This window comes from Pseudoalteromonas porphyrae (assembly GCF_001298125.1).
GTDB classification, from domain to species: Bacteria; Pseudomonadota; Gammaproteobacteria; order Enterobacterales; family Alteromonadaceae; genus Pseudoalteromonas; species Pseudoalteromonas neustonica.
Genome location: NZ_LHPH01000005.1, coordinates 123037 through 140523, shown reverse-complemented (window position 1 = coordinate 140523; position 17487 = coordinate 123037). Strand labels below are relative to the sequence as shown.

16 protein-coding genes and 2 tRNA genes are annotated in these 17487 nt (G+C 37.3%); 8 read left to right on the top strand and 10 right to left on the bottom strand.

Annotated elements, in window-relative coordinates:
• Positions 1-2: 2 nt before the first annotated feature.
• Both ADS77_RS06275 and ADS77_RS06270 read right to left on the bottom strand, forming a co-directional pair.
• Positions 3-1385: an amidohydrolase gene (locus tag ADS77_RS06275; protein ID WP_054453522.1), complete on the bottom strand. Its 1383-nt coding sequence runs from the start codon at positions 1383-1385 to the stop codon at positions 3-5.
• A 118-nt stretch (positions 1386-1503) separates the two neighbouring features.
• Complete coding sequence (locus tag ADS77_RS06270; protein ID WP_054453436.1) at positions 1504-2289, bottom strand: hypothetical protein; 786 nt, start codon at positions 2287-2289, stop codon at positions 1504-1506.
• Between the two features lie 355 nt (positions 2290-2644).
• On the opposite strand from ADS77_RS06270, the gene ADS77_RS06265 reads away from it, so the two are divergent.
• Positions 2645-3010 carry a DUF3718 domain-containing protein gene (locus ADS77_RS06265; RefSeq protein ID WP_054453434.1) on the top strand — a complete coding sequence of 122 codons (366 nt, stop codon included), beginning with the start codon at positions 2645-2647 and terminating at the stop codon, positions 3008-3010.
• Positions 3011-3087: 77 nt separating this feature from the next.
• On the opposite strand, the gene ADS77_RS06260 is transcribed toward ADS77_RS06265, so the two are convergent.
• Positions 3088-3783: a hypothetical protein gene (locus ADS77_RS06260; RefSeq protein WP_054453431.1), complete on the bottom strand. Its 696-nt coding sequence runs from the start codon at positions 3781-3783 to the stop codon at positions 3088-3090.
• Between the two features lie 130 nt (positions 3784-3913).
• On the opposite strand from ADS77_RS06260, the gene ADS77_RS06255 reads away from it, so the two are divergent.
• Together ADS77_RS06255 and ADS77_RS06250 are read left to right on the top strand one after the other, a co-directional pair.
• Entirely contained in the window at positions 3914-4774 is an 861-nt protein-coding gene (locus tag ADS77_RS06255; RefSeq protein ID WP_054453429.1) for a fructosamine kinase family protein, read from the top strand.
• Positions 4775-4961: 187 nt separating this feature from the next.
• Positions 4962-5165 carry a CPXCG motif-containing cysteine-rich protein gene (locus ADS77_RS06250; RefSeq protein WP_054203596.1) on the top strand — a complete coding sequence of 68 codons (204 nt, stop codon included), beginning with the start codon at positions 4962-4964 and terminating at the stop codon, positions 5163-5165.
• Here ADS77_RS06250 and ADS77_RS06245 read toward each other — a convergent pair.
• A complete protein-coding gene (locus ADS77_RS06245; protein WP_054203595.1) occupies positions 5162-5788 on the bottom strand; it encodes a riboflavin synthase in 627 nt (208 codons plus the stop codon). The two genes, ADS77_RS06250 and ADS77_RS06245, sit on opposite strands and share 4 nt — an antisense overlap.
• A 164-nt stretch (positions 5789-5952) precedes the next feature.
• On the opposite strand from ADS77_RS06245, the gene ADS77_RS06240 reads away from it, so the two are divergent.
• The 5 genes from ADS77_RS06240 (at position 5953) to ADS77_RS06225 (ending at position 8860) form a co-directional block, all read left to right on the top strand.
• Positions 5953-7308: an MATE family efflux transporter gene (locus tag ADS77_RS06240; RefSeq protein WP_054203594.1), complete on the top strand. Its 1356-nt coding sequence runs from the start codon at positions 5953-5955 to the stop codon at positions 7306-7308.
• Positions 7286-8356, top strand: a complete 1071-nt coding sequence (locus tag ADS77_RS06235) for a DUF3080 family protein (RefSeq protein ID WP_064435467.1) — start codon at positions 7286-7288, stop codon at positions 8354-8356. The genes ADS77_RS06240 and ADS77_RS06235 overlap by 23 nt, the downstream gene beginning before the upstream one ends.
• A gap of 111 nt (positions 8357-8467) precedes the next feature.
• Positions 8468-8544: transfer RNA gene (locus ADS77_RS06230), tRNA-Val, on the top strand.
• Complete coding sequence (locus ADS77_RS21580; protein ID WP_082355616.1) at positions 8518-8793, top strand: hypothetical protein; 276 nt, start codon at positions 8518-8520, stop codon at positions 8791-8793. Before ADS77_RS06230 ends, ADS77_RS21580 begins: the two co-directional genes overlap by 27 nt.
• Positions 8784-8860 (top strand) — tRNA-Val (locus ADS77_RS06225). The genes ADS77_RS21580 and ADS77_RS06225 overlap by 10 nt, the downstream gene beginning before the upstream one ends.
• Before the next feature lie 181 nt (positions 8861-9041).
• On the opposite strand, the gene ADS77_RS06220 is transcribed toward ADS77_RS06225, so the two are convergent.
• Genes ADS77_RS06220 through ADS77_RS06195 form a run of 6 tightly spaced genes read right to left on the bottom strand, consistent with a single transcriptional unit; the run spans position 9042 to position 17482 of the window.
• Positions 9042-9614, bottom strand: coding sequence for a 4Fe-4S single cluster domain-containing protein (locus tag ADS77_RS06220; RefSeq protein WP_082355615.1), 573 nt, complete (start codon positions 9612-9614; stop codon positions 9042-9044).
• Between the two features lie 3 nt (positions 9615-9617).
• Positions 9618-10115 carry a hypothetical protein gene (locus ADS77_RS06215; protein WP_054203592.1) on the bottom strand — a complete coding sequence of 166 codons (498 nt, stop codon included), beginning with the start codon at positions 10113-10115 and terminating at the stop codon, positions 9618-9620.
• Positions 10115-10324: a DUF2997 domain-containing protein gene (locus ADS77_RS06210; RefSeq protein WP_054203591.1), complete on the bottom strand. Its 210-nt coding sequence runs from the start codon at positions 10322-10324 to the stop codon at positions 10115-10117. Before ADS77_RS06210 ends, ADS77_RS06215 begins: the two co-directional genes overlap by 1 nt.
• Complete coding sequence (locus ADS77_RS06205; RefSeq protein WP_054203590.1) at positions 10317-12482, bottom strand: hypothetical protein; 2166 nt, start codon at positions 12480-12482, stop codon at positions 10317-10319. Before ADS77_RS06205 ends, ADS77_RS06210 begins: the two co-directional genes overlap by 8 nt.
• The gene (locus tag ADS77_RS06200; RefSeq protein WP_054203589.1) at positions 12482-14164 is read right to left on the bottom strand and encodes a hypothetical protein; all 1683 of its coding nucleotides are present in this window, start codon (positions 14162-14164) and stop codon (positions 12482-12484) included. Before ADS77_RS06200 ends, ADS77_RS06205 begins: the two co-directional genes overlap by 1 nt.
• A complete protein-coding gene (locus tag ADS77_RS06195; RefSeq protein WP_054203588.1) occupies positions 14165-17482 on the bottom strand; it encodes a DEAD/DEAH box helicase family protein in 3318 nt (1105 codons plus the stop codon).
• Positions 17483-17487: the final 5 nt, after the last annotated feature.

Below are 17487 nucleotides of genomic sequence, written 5' to 3'. Positions count from 1 at the left end.
CCTTATTTTTGACCTAACATAAAATCGCTTTGTGCTTGGTAAGCATCGTCATGGCGATCATATACTTTTGCACCATCTACAAATACTTGCTCAGCTTTTGCATACACACTAAAAGGATTCTGATTCCAAATTACCACATCACCTTGCTTACCCGCTTCTAGTGAGCCTGTTTTATCAGCTATACCTAATGATTTAGCGGCATTTGAAGTGATCCACTTAATCGCATGCTCTTCAGATATATTAAAACCATTGTCATTAGCGCGGAACATCACCTTGCCAGCTTCTTGGTTTAAACGCTGAATTGTCGTGTCTGAATCTGAGTGAACTACTGCACATGAATTTTTCACGGCATCAACGATAGCAACGTTTTCTTGAACCATGTCGTAAGCTTCCATTTTAAAGCCCCACCAATCAGGCCAAAGTGCTGCACACGAACCATTATCAGCTAACATATCTGCAATTTTATATGCTTCAATACCATGGTGGAATGTGCCTGCGTGGTAACCAAACTCTTTAGAAAGATCAATCATCATTGCCATTTCTTCGGCTTTGTAACAATGATTATGGATCATTACTTCGCCTTCTAGCACGCCACGTAACGTATCAAATTTAATATCACGATGCGGTACTTCAGGGTTTTTACCCGCAGCGTAATCACTGTCATATTTATCCCACTCACGCTTATATTCAGCAGCGTCAATCCAGGCTGTACGGTAGCCTGCCATATTTCCCATACGTGTTGATGGTAAAATGCCTTTGCGACCATATACGCGTTTAGGGTTTTCACCACACGCCATTTTTAAACCATAAGGTGCATCTGGGAACTTCATGCCTTGCATAGTATGCGCTGGCACATTTTTTAAAGTAACGCCACGCCCGCCAAATAAGTTGGCAGAACCAGGCAGGATTTGTAATGACGTAATACCACCTTCACGCGCACGATTAAAGCCTGGATCTTGTGGCCAAACAGAATGTTCGACCCAGACCTCAGCTGTATTTGGGCTGGTCATTTCATTACCATCTTGGTGTGATTCAACCGATGGATTTGGGTACGCACCTAAATGCGAATGTACATCAATAAGACCTGGTGTAACCCATTTGCCTTGTGCATCAATTGTATTATCAACTTGTACTGTTAAATCTTTACCAACTTGTTGTACTTTCCCATCAATAAGTAGTACATCAGCTTCTTCTAAACGCTCACCCGTACCAGTTAATACGGTCGCATTAGTAATTAAGGTGCTTGTTGATTTAAGTGCTTGATATGTACTTGGATAAGGATTTTTATTAATTGTAACTTTTTCATCTTGTGGTCCGCTATCTTGGCAACCGGCTAACGCCACACCAAGAGCAACAACCAACAATGAAGGAGCAAATTTTTGCATCATGTTTATCTCTGTTGTTTTTTTATTACTTTATATAAATACACGCAATAAAGCCAAAAAATAAGCTAGAGCCTCATTTATATAAGATGAATGTAAGCAACTAAATGTTTAAATAATATTATTTCTTAATATAGTTGATATACAGTTTCTCCAATGCACCTTCTGTCGTTAAGCTTGGATCTTTAGTTATAAAGTGCTTTACGGTTCGCGTGACAAAGTCTGAATTTTGTTTATGTAATTTAGAAAAATCTTTAATTAAGCAATTACCATCTTTTGCTGCTGTGACTTTATCGTGACGATGACGGTACTGACTCAGCGCTTTATTAAAGTCACCTTGGTAATCTTCGACCAAAATTTTATAAAAATCACTTTTTTGTACTTTTAAGTTGCTAATGCAGTAATTTAAAGCTTCTTTAAAATCGAAAAAAACGAGTCCTTCAACATCAAACTCTGCGGTTTTTTCACGTACCGTTACTTTAGCTTCCTCTGTGGCATAACTGAAGCCGCCAAACGCAAGACGCTCTGCGGCTTCTGCACCGAGCTTCATACCGGCTTTAATACTGTGCGCAAATTCATCACTCATATCGCCAAGTTCATTTTCATGCCACATGTTATACACTCGCAACGGCTTTGCGTATTTAGTGCCGAGTTTACTTTTTAGCTTAGTAAAACGCTCATCAATCGTCATTAAACGTTCATTATGTAATATTGCATGACACTCATAACACGCTGCAATACTTATAAAGTCAGCTTCTTCGCCTAAGTCGATAATACTTTGAAGCATATGCAATGGCGGGCAATGATCGCGCTCTGTTGCTTCACAGCCACAATAAAAGCAACGATTAAAATTATGCTGCTCACAAGCATATGCTTGCTGGTAATAACTCGCCAATGTTTTACTCACAGTGTCTCCTAATAGACCGGTATCTTTATAATCATGGCGATCATAACAGGGTTTTAAAATATGTCAGTATTACAGCACGATAAAGTGCATTTACTCTAAAGTAAATGGTGTGTAAAACCAATGAAAACAGATTGAAAACCAACCAAAATCAATAAAAAAGTTAAAAAATAATTCTAGTTAAATATGTCAAAAAACACATATTAAACATCTTATTTTCATGCGCTTAGATATTAATAAACACATCCACATACCGTGTTACATTTTGTCGATTTTCATTTACAGCATTATTAAAAAATTTAGCCAATAATGAACTCGTCAACAAGATAACTTATATCAAAAACACTGGAGAATGATGATGAATACTTTAACAACCACATTATGTACTACATTACTTTTAGGCACAGCAGCACTTACATCAACTAACACTGAGGCTGCGCAATTTGTTGCAGCGGATAACAGCCCTGGTACACAAATTTGTATGGCTGTAGCGTCAAATAAACCAATAAAGCTCTCAATGACGATGAGAGAGTTACGCGTAAATAAAAAAGTAGCCACTGATAAGCTAAGCTGTAACAACATGAGCATGGAGAATTTTGCAGGTACTTATGGCTTTAATAGAACAGCAAAACTCTTAAATTTAAAAGCTGAAACAAATACATCAATACAAGATTTAGCTAAACTAGATCAACAAACAATTATGGTTGTTGCAGGTTCAAAATAATATGCGTTACTTTATTTAAGCAGGCGAGTTGTTGGCCTGCTTAAAAATTTGCATATGTTTAATACGTTTAAATTACATTAAAGTAGAGCGGCAATTAAACCAAACATTCCACCAAATACTCCCCCCCACACGACCAACCAACCTAAATGCTCACGGATCATGGTTTGAATAATATCTTTAACCATTTTTGGCGTTAGTTCATCTAAGCGATCATCGACCAAGCCAGAGACCGTTGAATATAGCGAGTCACTCGCTATACCTGATTGCGTCAATTTTTTATTTACCAACGCTTTAAAATCATCAGTTTCGCTCATACTCAATAATGAACCGCGCATTTTATCAATAAATGCTTCGCGCATAGGCTCTACCGCAGCACTGCCACCAAACATTGCTAACATACTGCCAAACTGAGATTGCTCAATTACTTCTAGTAAGCTGTCAAACGCAGGGTTTAAATCAACCTCGTTGATGACAGGTTGAAGATCAACATTGATATTTTTATTACCCAACAATTGGGCTATCTTTTGCTCTGAAAAAAACTCGGTCAAAATAAGATTTTTTATCGCAACCTTAAAGCCTGCAAATTTTAATTGAATAACGCCTGAGCCATATAAAAAAGGGACTTTTTCAAACAACATATGCACAGCGAGTAAATTAGTTACAGCCCCCGATAAAGCAAACAAGCCTATAGACAACACAATTGCTTGATCATAAAAATAACCAATAACCACTAAAACACTCGCAATCACATTAGTGATAAGGCTTTTGTTCATCATTTTTTCCTCTTAGTAGTACTTAACAATATACGTATATTTATTAAATACGAATTTTACTCTCAAGAGATTGTTTATTTAACTACTTTTTGCCATAGTTTAAACATATGTACAAAAGGTGAGCAATCTCATGTGGAATACGGTTAACGAACAAATCAGCCAAGCCATGCATTTTGACTTTAAGCACACCAACAAGCGTCAACTTCAAAGCACTAGCAGCGACATGCTATTTAAAATAAGCGATGGCACACACTCATTTCTTGTTAAAGTAGCCCATCGAAATAATTTAGAACGCTTTGAGAATGACGCTTACAATTTAAACTTGCTGACCAAAGAAAGTATGTTCATGGTACCTGACTGTATTACAACTGGGTCAAATATTGAATACTCCTTTATTGCCTTAGAATGGCTGACGCTTGATCAACAGCCTCACACTAACTGGCATATTATGGGACAACACTTAGCTCATTTACATTTAAAACATCAGCAAGCCATGTTTGGTTTTGATCATGACAATTTTATTGGTGCAACTGCTCAGCCTAATCGCTGGCATAAAAAGTGGGATGTATTTTTTGCTGAAGAACGTATTGGCTGGCAACTACAGCTTTTACATGAAAAAGGTATAGAGCTTGTTGACCACAATTATTTTGTAGGGTTAATCAAAAGTATGCTTCACAGCCACATCGTAAGTCCGTCACTATTGCACGGTGACTTTTGGCGAGGAAACCTAGGGTTTATCCATAGTATTCCCAGTGTATTTAACGCCAGCTGCTATTATGGTGACCGAGAAGTAGATATTGCGATGAGTGAACTGTTCGCGCCCCTTCCTGAAGCTTTTTACATCGCCTATAACAAACATTACCCATTGGCTTCTGGCTATGAGCAACGCAAGAAAATTTATCAACTTTACCCTATATTAAATCATGCGAATGTATTTGCGGGCCACTATCTCACTGAAGCAAAACAACAAATAGAACAATTAATGAAATAAATGCAATTATATGCTTTCGTTGATGTCATAAACCAGTAATACAGTCTATATTTAAGTTACTCTTTAATTAAACATACCAAGTAATGAAAGGCTTTATACCCAAACCACCATAGGCCAAATATTAACATGCAACTTTAATCAACTTGGCTCTGGTAACTTATGTAAGCATTGCTAGGTTGAGGCATTTATGAAAAATCATCTATCACAACGGATCAGCTGCCCACATTGTGGCCACCATATTCACATAACACTTGACGCAAGTGATGGCGATCAAGATTACTTTGAAGACTGCACCGCCTGCTGTAACCCTATTCATTTTAATATGCATATTGATTACGCAATTAACAAAATAGAGCTACATATTGACAGTGATGACGAACAGATTTTTTAATGCTGATTAGCTAAATAGTTTTCAACGGTATTAATGATCGTAAACGTTTGTTGGTCAACTTCAATGTTTATCACGTCACCGCTTTTTGCATTGCCAAGGTTTGTGATTGAAAGCGTTTCAGGGATAAGGTGCAACCAAAACCCATCTTCATCGGTTTCCCCCACCGTTAAGCTAGCACCATTAATTGCAACAAACCCTTTGTAAAGTACGTATTTTTGCCACTTTTTAGGTAAAGTTAGATACATTTTACAATTATCTTGCGAGTGAATAATGTTACTTATATTAGCTGTGCAATGTATATGCCCAGAGACTATGTGACCGCCTAACTCAGTACCGAATGTCATTGAGCGTTCGTAATTAACTGTACTACCAATTTTTAGCTTACCTAAATTTGTCAGGTTCAGCGTCTCGTCAATCACATCAAAATAAACATGGGCAAGACTGCTATTATCTAATGAATAAAATTTAACGGCGGTTAAACAACAGCCATTAATTGCAATACTCGCCCCCAGTTCCAGTTTATCAATAAACTGTACTGGTATAGATAATACTAATCGTAACACACCATGTTCATGGTTATTTGATACTACCAATGCTTGAGTTTGCACTATGCCTGTAAACATAAATCTATTCACCTTTTCAAATCTGACCATTGTAATTTTCAGTGTTAAGTGTACCTGAACCAATATTTTTTTACTTTATTGAAAGTAGACTCATCGTTTATAATTTTTTATTCATTACGGATCGATTACACTAGTAGACCACTTTATCTTATTTTGCATGCAATATGACTTTTTGTAATTGGGAAGCTAAACGCCTTATATCTCTTGCGATCCCAGTATTTTTAGCACAAGTAACGCTCGTTTTAATGTCAGTGGTTGACACCATCATGGCAGGACAAGTTAGTCCAACTGATCTTGCTGCATTATCAATTGCAACCGGCATTTGGAATCCGGCCATGCTCGCGCTCCAGGGAATACTTTTAGCTCTAACAGGTATTGTTGCCCAGTTTAGTGGCGCCAATGATAAAAACGGTATTAGCCATTATTTTCAGCAAGGTTTATACCTTGCGGGTGTATTAAGCATAGTGGGTATCTCCATTGCTTATTTTGCCGATATTATTATCTTCAAACTTGATACAAGTGCAGCTATTGCTACCATGGCAAATGACTATATTCACTTTGTTAAGTGGGGGGTATTCGGTTTTTTATTTTTTAGTGTCTATCGTAATATTACCGAAGGAATGGGCATGACTAAGCCCGCTTTTTATATCAGCCTTATTGGCCTTGCGATCAACATACCAGCCAATTATATTTTTATTCATGGCAAGTTTGGCATGCCCGCTTTAGGTGGTGCTGGTTGCGGGATAGCCACGGCTCTCGTGTTTACGGCCATGGCCATTACACAAGTAATTTACTGCCAACTAAGTAAAAAAGTAGATGCTAAAACACTGCTTGCTAACTTTCAAAAACCACAATTCACTACCATGTGGACGATTACAAAGGTGGGAATTCCGATATCACTGGCTACTTTTTTTGAAGTTACTTTATTTGCCTGTATTCCATTATTTATAGCTCATTTAGGCGCTGTCGCCGTGGCGGGGCATCAAATTGCAGCAAGTGTAACAACACTCTTATTCATGATGCCCTTGAGTTTATCTATCGCTATCAGTATTCGCATTGGTAATTTATATGGGCAACATCATTATGAACAGCTCAAAAAAGCAACCTCCACAAGCTACATTTTAGCCGTGATGATTGCCATACTCCTTGCTACTCTTACATTTTTTGGCCGCGATATCATTAGCCACTTATACACAGATGATGCCCGTGTAATTGCATTAGCCACCTCAATCATGGTTTTAGCGTGTATATACCAGCTACCCGATGCGCTACAAGTAGCCGCCAATGGCATATTACGAGGCCTAAAACATACCACCCCTATCTCATACATTACATTTATTTCGTATTGGTTAGTTGGCTTTGCTCTAGGTTACGTTTTAGCACGCACAGATTTAATTGTGCCAGCTATGGGCCCACATGGTTTTTGGATTGGTATTATTGTAGGCTTAAGTGTTGCCGCCATTTTATTAATGCTAACCGTTGCGAATAGATTCAAACATGAGCCACTTAAAAACGCTTAAAACAGATAATCAGCACAGTAACCAAACTTGGCTGTTTGGTTACTTATTTACATTGTTAAGCTGCTTATTACTCAGTGCCTGCACAGATAAGCCCAGCGATGTTTATCTACAATACCAACAACGCCTAGCCAATACATTAGAACAACCGCTAAGTCAGGCTCCCGAACTCAACAATATAGTGTTAACGCCTATTCATTATGAGCAAGAAGCGCTAACGACCCAGCAATTAAGTCTATTACAACTGGCACAGCTTTCTCATTGCAAACTAAATACCCTCATTGCTGAACGTAATAGTCAATTGGGTAAACTCGCAACGCCTGCCAGTCAATTAATCTATCAAATTCAATTTATTCAACTCGCACCCGCTTGTTTAGAGAAGCTAGAACCTAGCTCAAAAAGTTATCTTGCAATTAAAGGAGAGTTAAATAATAAAAAGCAGCAGTTAGTAGTGCAGTTCAATCAATTGCTTTATAACGATCCAGAATTAAAACGGACATGGCAACTCACCAGTTATACATTAGATACTAACCTAGCTGGCCTTACCGAGACTGAAGCTGCACTAAATCAGTTAGCAACATTGAAACAGCAAATTAAGCAACAGCAATATGCACAGATAGATACCCAAGCGCTCTACCCACTTTTGTCACAATTGCACCAATATAACTTTAATCAAGCCCTGATAAGCGCCGTACGTCAGCAAACACAGTTAAATAATAGTACCAGTGACTATTTGGCAAACGTTGATCTAACCATGCTATGTAATCCACTGAAGAATAAACGCCAAGCGCAGATCGTGAGTAACATATTCAAAAAATATTACTTAGCGCAATTACAACCTTACCAAGCACAACTATCAGGAGCGTTAGAGCGTTTAATGCCGCTATACCAAGCCCTTTGGCTAAACTCTACAAGCATGCAACCGCAAATAGCAGCCCTGTTAAGTCCAAGCCAGCCTAGTAATTTACTCATAGCATTTAAGGATTCAGCTAAAAGCCATGTATTTTGGTGGCAAAATTTTTATAAAACGTGTGAAATCAGCCCAATATGAGTAAAAAAACGGCAAACGAACTAAAAAACACGTTTCCCGCTTGATTCACTAAAGCACACGCTATATATTAGCGACCGTTGTTAAGCAATTAACACAACTTAAATTTATGATACGACCGTAGCTCAGTTGGTTAGAGCACTACCTTGACATGGTAGGGGTCGGTGGTTCGAATCCACTCGGTCGTACCAAATTTAAGTGAATTTAAAATAAAAGTACAATCGAAAGAAAAAGCACTCCTTACTCTTGAACACCCGGTCCAAGGGTCAGTAGCTCGAATTCACTCGGTCGTACCAAATTTATGTGAATATAAAATAAAAGTACAATCGAAAGAAAAAGCACTACCTACTCTTGAACACCCAGTCCAAGGGTCAGTAGCTAGAATTCACTCGGTCGTACCAAATTTACGTAAAGCAATTCAAAAAATTGTACGACTGTAGCTCAGTTGGTTAGAGCACTACCTTGACATGGTAGGGGTCGGTGGTTCGAATCCACTCAGTCGTACCAATTCTAAATATTAAAACTCTAAAAAGAAAAAGCACTCCCTACTCTTGATCACCCAGTCCAAGGGTCGGTGGTCCGAATCCACTAATTTACTAATTCTCTAGACATTATAGGATGGCCCCCTACCGCTATCATGCCCAAGCCTATCCTAATTACTTCCTTAGTTCTGAAGGGCTGTCAATATTTAATCTGGATAACCAAGAGTTGTAATTGAGCCTAAACTATCTATTACTATTTCTATCTCATTACCGCCATCACTTTCCTTCATAAGCCTAGAGTCCAGAGGATAAATAAGCTTTTGATTTGTTGAGCCTCTAAGCCTTAAATATGTGTTTCGTAAAGATTGTTGATAGCGCCCCGATATAATTAGGTCACTATTTTCATATAAAGTTGGCCAGTAGCCTTTGGCTTCGAGTTCACTTTGTTCAAAGCCTGTATAAACAACGCTCGTTAAGTCCGTTTTCTCCTTTATCCTTTTGATTAACCAAAGTGTGTTATCAGCTTGCTCGAGCGGTTCACCTCCTAAAAAGGTAACACCACTAATTTCAGGCGTACTCAAAATTTGTTGATATAACTTTTCCCTATGTACAAAAGTATTCTCTCTATGCGGCCACATTTGAGTATTCCAGCAGCCTTTGCACCCTAATGTACATCCCTGTAGCCAAATTGAAAAACGAGTGCCTGGCCCATATATATGCGTGTGTGGCTCTATATGGCTTAAATTAAATGAACTTTTACACTTATATGTATTATGCATAAATTAAGTATGCCTAACACATATAAGCTGGATTTTTCCATTAATGTGCTTTTCTTTTACGCTGTAACCTTGAGCCTTAGCCTGCATAATGGCTTTCTCTCGAGTTGCCTCTACTCTCGCCTTCCTTTGTACCTCGATCTCTTTTCTTTCTAACTCAGCAAGCTCTGCTAAATAGAGTTTATATTCAGTCAAATACTCTTGTTCTAGTTCAGATAAAAAATCAGCGACCTTTTTATACTGCTTCGACCCTAAAATACGCGCATTATATTGATCGGCATCATGCCTTAAAACCCATCTATCGTTTTGCTTCCTAAAATGCTGATGACCATTATAATCGATCCTATTCGTAACTATGTCACCGTACTCCACGCTATTTCGGCCATGGAAATCATGCATGTTATTTACGGAGATATATTGCGGTTCATATCCTAACTTAGTAAGTGCCTGAAAAAGTAAAGCCTCTAATACAAAGGGCGTGGTTGTTTTAATAACAGCACTCATTAACCACCTCGCTTATTTTCGACAATATTTGCTGCTTTTACCGTTTGTGATTGGTGATATTCATCAGTCTTTTTTATATTATTGATATTGATCTGCTCACCAAGAAGTTCAACAACTGCTGCTATACAAGAATCACCTTGAAATCCTTCAGTTTTAGCATTGATTTTACCTTGCTCATCAATCGTTAAAATAATTTGTTGCTCAGGCATAAACATCACCATTTTTAAAGGTACAAACTGTTGCTTTTAATCGAGATGCCTCTTTGTTCGCAATGTCATATTCATCTAATGATTTTATCACTAAGTACCGTTTACCTTTATCTTGCATTAATGGCAAATCATCAACTGGTAAATCTTCCGAAGGCCAAGTAATTTTTAACTGTTTTTTATCTTTAAGCCCCAGTTGTTTATCAAAAGATTCATCTAAGCTTTTTGCTTTTGGTTTGTTTTGCTCATGACGCTCAAGATCATCAATGATGGTTGCTAAACGTTTTTCAAGATTATCCGTATTTTTCTCAATATCTAGCAGCTCTTTATTAGCTTTGTTATGTTGAGTAACTAAACGATTGTAGACTTGATGTAATTTAGAATGTTTCTTTCGATTTCCTTTATTAGTAAAGAATTGTTTGGCGATGTTTAACTCTTTTGGCAATGCCGCTCTATTATCTTCTGTTTTCGCACTTGTGTAAGTTTTGACTTCCTCACAGTACTTGCTCTCTATTTCTCTGAGCAAAGTTTCAACTTGTGGTCGCTTATTTTTAAGTAGTTCTTTCGCTTTACTCACGTCCTCACGTGCTTGTTGTTTATTCGCCGATAACTGCTTATTTTGTTTATCCCACATATGTTCTTTTTCAGCCAAATTGATCTGCTGAGCTATTTGCGTTTTATTCTGATTGATTTCTAATGAAATTTGATAAAAGTCATCTTCTGCCTTTTTTCTCTCAGCAGGTGTTGAGTGTAAAAGGTTAAAATTTTTGAGCTCATCTATTCTTCCAATCAGTTTTTTACGCTTCTGATCTTGCCCCAAAATAAATTGCTTCAATAAACTTGCAAATGAGCGAGCGCTACTTTCAGTAAGTTGTTTACTTAAGTTATTTAGCATACTTTCTACTTCTGATAATGATTGATGCCACTGATTATTTACTTTATCCCACTTACCTACCAATTCATCTTTGGTTGCGTTTTTAGGGCAATAAGGAGGATGAATGATGCCAGAGAACGTAATATGTTGTGCCGCAAATTTATCAGACCAATGAGTTTGTTTCGAAAACAAAATTTCAGGAGTTTCATTCAAAAACTCTTCGATTGATTGGCAATATTTTTCTTCCAAAGTGATAGCTTTACGTTCATCTATCGTCATTAGCTCTTCATTTGAATTATTAGCAGACACAAAATCAACATCAACAAGTTCACATACTTTAGGTTTTAACGCTAGCTCCCAACAAGCTTGCTCAATAGCTTTATCAATAGACTCAGTTACATTATTTTTTTGATCGTCATTAAGTTGAATAGCCCAATTTACTTTACCTGCAGAGAATTTGTTAGGGAGTAACCAAACGACTTCTTCACTTCTTTCATCATCTTTAGCTTCATACACAATATTAGGGTAGTTAAAGTCAGTTAAAAATATATTTACTGAACTTTCTTTTGCGATACGATTTAGCTCCGCAAATTGCCGATTTGAAATCAGTGTAGCGTACTCTTCTAGCTCAATTTTATTTGATAAATCTAATGCGTTAACTGTCGATATCGCTGTTTTAAATGATTTTCTATTAAAATAGTCATCTAATTGATATTCATCGTTTAAGACAATCGTAGCATCTGTTTGTTGTGATTGACGCTTTGATTCCCCAATATATTCGTACTGTGTATTATCCCAAAAGTGTTTGCAGAAACTGCGGTAACTATCATCAATTTGATCTAGTGTAAGATCCAAACAATAGCCATTTTCATTTAACTCTGTGATAACTACACCGCGTTTATTAAAGTACTGATGATCACTTAAAAATATTGCCCCTGCCTGAGCAACCCCGGTTCGAACTAAACAACGCGATTTTAGCCGATCGATCGCTGTTTTGTTTTGTTCATCATCACCTAAGCATAAGTACACGCGTATGGCAGGTTGATTATCAACGAGTAACTGTATCGTTTTGATAATCTCACTATCAAACAGGACATCTGCAGAAATAATTAAAGTATGCTTTGTTTCTTCTATCTGCTCTATCAATTCAAATTTATTAAATGCAGCAACAATATCACAATCATAAACTGATTCGGTGTTAATATTTTTAGCTACAAATTTACTGCTAAGCTCTTGTTCACTAAAATCTTTTTCAAAATTAATTTCTTTTGGTGCAAGTGTTATCATTACACACACTCCCTGTCGAATGCTTCAACAATGTCGTGAAGATATTGCGGTAGTTCCCTTTTGTCTAAGGGAGTAAAAGTCGGTGTGCCGTGCACGCTCCACTGGCCATGGGACTCGCGAGCAAAATCTAAACTTGCGCTGACTTTCCAGCACTTTAAACCTGCCGATGTATAAAACAGCCAGTAGCGATCATGATTATCTGGTGATTTATCAATAAATTTAGGCTGCCAACTTTCAGGTAATTTCTTTTTGTACATTTGCTCAAGTGTTACAAACACCCCATCAGATACACCTGTTTTTTTGGCTATGCTTGTTAAAAGGGCTTGTTGATGATCAGTTGTGAAATAGCGATCTGAAATAATAATATTTTCTATGGTTCTACCATTGGTTAAATGGTTGATGAGTTTTACCAATTCGAACTCGGCGTTATCATCTAATGTTAAAGCAACACCATAATCAGCCGCTATATGTGGCATTAAGTCGAATCCAGCTGCCGCTTGCCAATAGGCTGTGGTTTTACCTTCAGTCCCTAATATTGCTAGCATTTTATCAATCTGAATAGGTGTAATATCATGTGCTATTAGTTCTGGTTGAGAAAGCCACTCCAATTGCGATTTTTCTGCATGTATCAACGCTTTATGTTTTTGCTGATAATAATGTTTGCACCATGCTTCTAACCATTTCTCTCCATCACCTGAATTCATGGGTGAAATTGACAACGGCTGATGCTCTTCTATCTCAAATGAGCCAAAACTAGTTGAATTAACTGTTTTAAAAGGGAGTGTTTTTAACGATAAGTCGTTAAGCGTGTTTTTATCATCAATGGTTTCATTAAAAGGAAGAACAAAAAACTTCTTTTGATTATCCCACTGGCCATTTAACCGCTTCCCTATACTGTCCATTACTTCCATATACTGGTTGTGGCTGGTTGGTAAATTGAAAGAAACTTCTTTTTCAATAATAGTCGAATTACTTCCCCTCCCCTTACTTGGCACCTCAATATTTAATTTCCCACTAAGAATAGCTTTACTGTGCTGTTGTAACTGCCACTTTAAAGGCAAGCTTGAATTCCCTTGCGTATCACATAGCACTTCCACCTCTTTAATTCTCGCATTAACTGATTCTATTGAGATTGATTTGTTGTTTTCTATAACCAAGTTAGTAGTAATAAGCTGCTCAGTTAAATATTGATTGGTATCACCGCGATAACGTCGATATTTATTAAGCTCTTTTGTGGCAAAGGCATCAATACGCTGTATTAAAATTGGAGCATTTAACAATAATGGATCATTTTCAGCAAACCAAATGTGATACAAGCCCCGCTCCAATGTTGGTAGCAATGCTGTATTCATAAATTCTTGGCCCTTGGCCGTTAACTCATTATTGCGATCGATTAATGTTAATTTTTTTAAATACTCAACTAATCTAGTAGGGAGCTCGCCTAATTTTGCAAGCGCATCAGCAATATCCTGTCGCTTAACGTAAACCTCTATCGTTCCCAACAAAGGTAGGCATACTAAATTAACCTTTCGGCTCAATGTAAATAAAGGGTCGTTAGATTTAACCTTATTGCGTATTTTTTTAGAAGATTTTTGCATTTTTTCAGGATGACCTGATTTAGTTATATCTTTGCTTAAATTTGGTTTTATTCTTTGTAATTGTTCTTGCAGTGACGAATTCATTTAACTTTCCTTAGTAAGCGCTTTAGCCAAGTTGTTGAGCTCAGTAGTGGGGCTTTTAGAACGTACATTATCTCTATTCTCAAAATAATCATGACACCCGACTATCGCTAATTGATAACGAGCACGTGTAATAGCAACATTAAGCCGATTAGGTGAGTCTAAAAAGCCATCGCGGTAGTTATTAACCATAGATAGAAAAACCAAATCAGCTTCTTGCCCTTGAAAATAATCAACCGTAGCCAATTTAATAGACAGCCCTTTAAATTGAAATTGACTATATTTTTTGTTGTTACCCGGCAACTTTTGTAATTCATTTCTTAATGCTGCTTCTTGCCCTTTATAAAACGTCAGAATAGCGACACTATAAGGCTGCCCCTCATCATTTACACGACCTTCCCCCCAATCACAGAACTGTTTTAATTCTTTAAGGATCTTATCGACTTCGGCTTTATTTTTGTTTTGATTTACTTGGGCATATTTACTATTTTTCGGAATATCGAACCAAGTTGCATGCGATTTAAAGCCTTGATACTGCCACTCCCTATCTGTATAAACAGCATCGCCATTTTTAAGTGATTCTCCATTATAAAATTGCCTACCAGGAAATTTGGATATATCTGGGTGCATTCTATGTTGGTAGCTTAGCGTTGTATGGCGTTGCTTTTTAATAACAGGGGTAAAACCTGAGTTAAGCGTATGCGAAATATCTTGTTTTCTTTTTTGTAAACCATTGCCTGATAACGCTTCTAGTACTGAGGGAAATGCCACTTGTTGCAACTGAAAAACTCGCCCTTCGCAATTTATACTTTTCGGCAAGAGGCGTTCTATAGTTTCCTTATAATTTTTAGTTTTGTTATCAAAATTGTGTGACAAACGTAACCAATATAACCTTTCTAGTCGCCAACATACCTCCTCAGCCCAAGATTTTTCTTTTAATTGTTTATTAAAATGTGATGCCACCTCTGATGTTCCATTGATACTAGCGCCACGACTATTAAGTTTTTGCTTGTTACTAAATAATGCTTGATGTGAGAATGCGTGGTCACTCGTATGCCAATCATCTGATAGCCAAATGCTATCAGCGGGTACAAAGCCATTAATTTTTTGCAAGCAATTATCCGCAATAAAACACAAGCTATAATCCCAAAGGTGAATTGGGTTGGAAGCGTACTTATCTACATTTGATGTATCGATCACTAAAATGCGTTCGTATTCTTCGCCTACTTTTACTCTTGTAGCAAGTTCAGCCCTTAAGGCTGTCGCTTCTTGTGGTGAAACGGTTTTAATTAATTGATTTGAATAGGCCTGATGGCTTTTCTGCCCACCTCTTAACACTTCCAGTAAAAAGCATGCTGTTTGCAAGTTTTTATCTAACATTTGCGAAGCGTGCCCTTTTCTACCAGGCTCTAATATAAGGTTTTCGAGGTTTGCGACTATCTGCTCTCTATCAGTAAAAGGGGAAAGTTGGCGGATATCTCCGACTAATATGTGTTTAGCCGCATAGCGAGCGGGTACCAAAAATTCCTGAAAAGGGGTTTTACTGCATTCGTCTATGATCATCACATCGAAAGCTGGCTCATAAAGAGGTAAATTAACCTCTTTATCATTAAATAATCTCATTATACCAATGGTGGTTCCACATATGAGATTGGCACTATCGACTAATATTTGTTTACTAGTATTTTCACTTTGAACCAAACTATCAAATTGGTAGTGCTCAAGTCCTTGAGCGTTATGAGTATCTCCTATTCGAAGGGGAAACACTTCATTAGTAAGTTGTTTACTGTCTATCCGCTCTAGAACATTATTTATTGCAGCATGAGTTGATGCTGTTAATAGTATTTTTTTACCTTGGCGAACTAACTGGACAATAAGCTCTAAAATAGACGTCGTTTTCCCTGTACCGGGTGGGCCATCAAGAATTGCAAAATCAGGTGTAGCCAATGCTTTTTCAACGAACTCGCGCTGTTCCTGACAGCCTTTAAAGCGAATATCCGTCAAAATCTTCCATTCGTCCTCTTGAAGAGGTTCCGACTCTATATGCTGCCAAGGTTTACTTGTTTGGTCTTTAAATAAATTAAGTAATCCATGCTGTTTTGAGTGAGGAACAGACGTAAGAGCAGCTATAGCGTCTTGTTGCTTGCGTAATTGAGAAATATCAACTTTGGCTTTTATAGTTTTATGAGTAGGCAAAACACTTTGATGCTTAGTTTGTTTTGATTTAGCCAGTAATAACTGTTTATTCTCACTATTACTTTTTATTACGTGAAATGCCTCGCGATTATTATTCTGGTTAGATTCCAAAATAATCGCGTTTTCACTAAAAAAATAATCGAGTGCCGATAGACCGCTATCCTCGTTATTTTTGGGTTCAATTAACTGTATCCACTGCTCTTTTGTATTTTCTTCTTTAATATCAAATTCAAGATCTGGATGAGTGCATAAACTGCAGTGGCTTAATTTTGTTACATTGCTATTTTGTGCGGTAATAGTGACTTTGTTACTGTCTAAAGAAACCTCCCAATCGCTTTGTATTAATGGTTTTCCTTTACTATCAAATAAGCTATCAACCGTTAAATTTTTTAGCTCACGCCCGGTGATATCTTCAACTTTAGCACAATCATAACGAGGCTTTTTCGCTGAAATCACTAACCAATTTGCTTCCTCCCCCTTTGCATGAGTTGGTAAATTGGAATCCGAAAACGTTTTTATGACCTCAAACTTCACGGTTACATCATCAAGTTTGGCTGTACCTTTTTTTTCATTTAACAGCCCAAACAAATCCACCACTAAATCATTACAAGTATCGATACTGTAACTTTCTTCATTGACTGTCAGTATATCTGTAGTTCTAACAGTAAGGCTCAAAGGCACTAATGTTATGGTATAACCTAGCCACACCACAGAAGTAATAACTTCACTGTGTTCTATTTTAATTTCATAAAAACTATTACGGACTCTGGAATCAGTTACTTTAATTTTTTGACTTTTTTTACCTTTACCCAAGGTTACGGGCTCATCAAGATCAACTTCAAAGTCATCATCCAAGTCAGCGTTGTTTAATCGATGCCAGTCTTTATCTGGGTTGATTACACGAATACGAGTAAGAGGAACTACTTGATATATATTTTGCTTTGGCTTAATAATAAATTGCTGTTGGGCAAGCGCTTCCCATTCACATGTGACTTCTTTATCTTTAAACGCGGTAATACTGTTAGACAAATAATCACGAAAAGGTTTTAGACCATCGCGCACTTTTTCTTGTAATTTTGACGACTCTGACTCATCACCGCAAAGTGATAGATAAAATGGATTCATAGCAG

Coding starts and splice junctions, on each gene's coding strand:
- ADS77_RS06265 (WP_054453434.1), top strand. CDS start 2,645: ATGAATACTTTAACAACCACATTATGTACTACATTACTTTTAGGCACA.
- ADS77_RS06275 (WP_054453522.1), bottom strand. CDS start 1,385: ATGCAAAAATTTGCTCCTTCATTGTTGGTTGTTGCTCTTGGTGTGGCG.
- ADS77_RS06250 (WP_054203596.1), top strand. CDS start 4,962: ATGAAAAATCATCTATCACAACGGATCAGCTGCCCACATTGTGGCCAC.
- ADS77_RS06245 (WP_054203595.1), bottom strand. CDS start 5,788: ATGTTTACAGGCATAGTGCAAACTCAAGCATTGGTAGTATCAAATAAC.
- ADS77_RS06240 (WP_054203594.1), top strand. CDS start 5,953: ATGACTTTTTGTAATTGGGAAGCTAAACGCCTTATATCTCTTGCGATC.
- ADS77_RS06220 (WP_082355615.1), bottom strand. CDS start 9,614: ATGCATAATACATATAAGTGTAAAAGTTCATTTAATTTAAGCCATATA.
- ADS77_RS06235 (WP_064435467.1), top strand. CDS start 7,286: ATGAGCCACTTAAAAACGCTTAAAACAGATAATCAGCACAGTAACCAA.
- ADS77_RS06200 (WP_054203589.1), bottom strand. CDS start 14,164: ATGAATTCGTCACTGCAAGAACAATTACAAAGAATAAAACCAAATTTA.
- ADS77_RS06215 (WP_054203592.1), bottom strand. CDS start 10,115: ATGAGTGCTGTTATTAAAACAACCACGCCCTTTGTATTAGAGGCTTTA.
- ADS77_RS06205 (WP_054203590.1), bottom strand. CDS start 12,482: ATGATAACACTTGCACCAAAAGAAATTAATTTTGAAAAAGATTTTAGT.
- ADS77_RS06210 (WP_054203591.1), bottom strand. CDS start 10,324: ATGCCTGAGCAACAAATTATTTTAACGATTGATGAGCAAGGTAAAATC.
- ADS77_RS06260 (WP_054453431.1), bottom strand. CDS start 3,783: ATGAACAAAAGCCTTATCACTAATGTGATTGCGAGTGTTTTAGTGGTT.
- ADS77_RS06195 (WP_054203588.1), bottom strand. CDS start 17,482: ATGAATCCATTTTATCTATCACTTTGCGGTGATGAGTCAGAGTCGTCA.
- ADS77_RS06255 (WP_054453429.1), top strand. CDS start 3,914: ATGTGGAATACGGTTAACGAACAAATCAGCCAAGCCATGCATTTTGAC.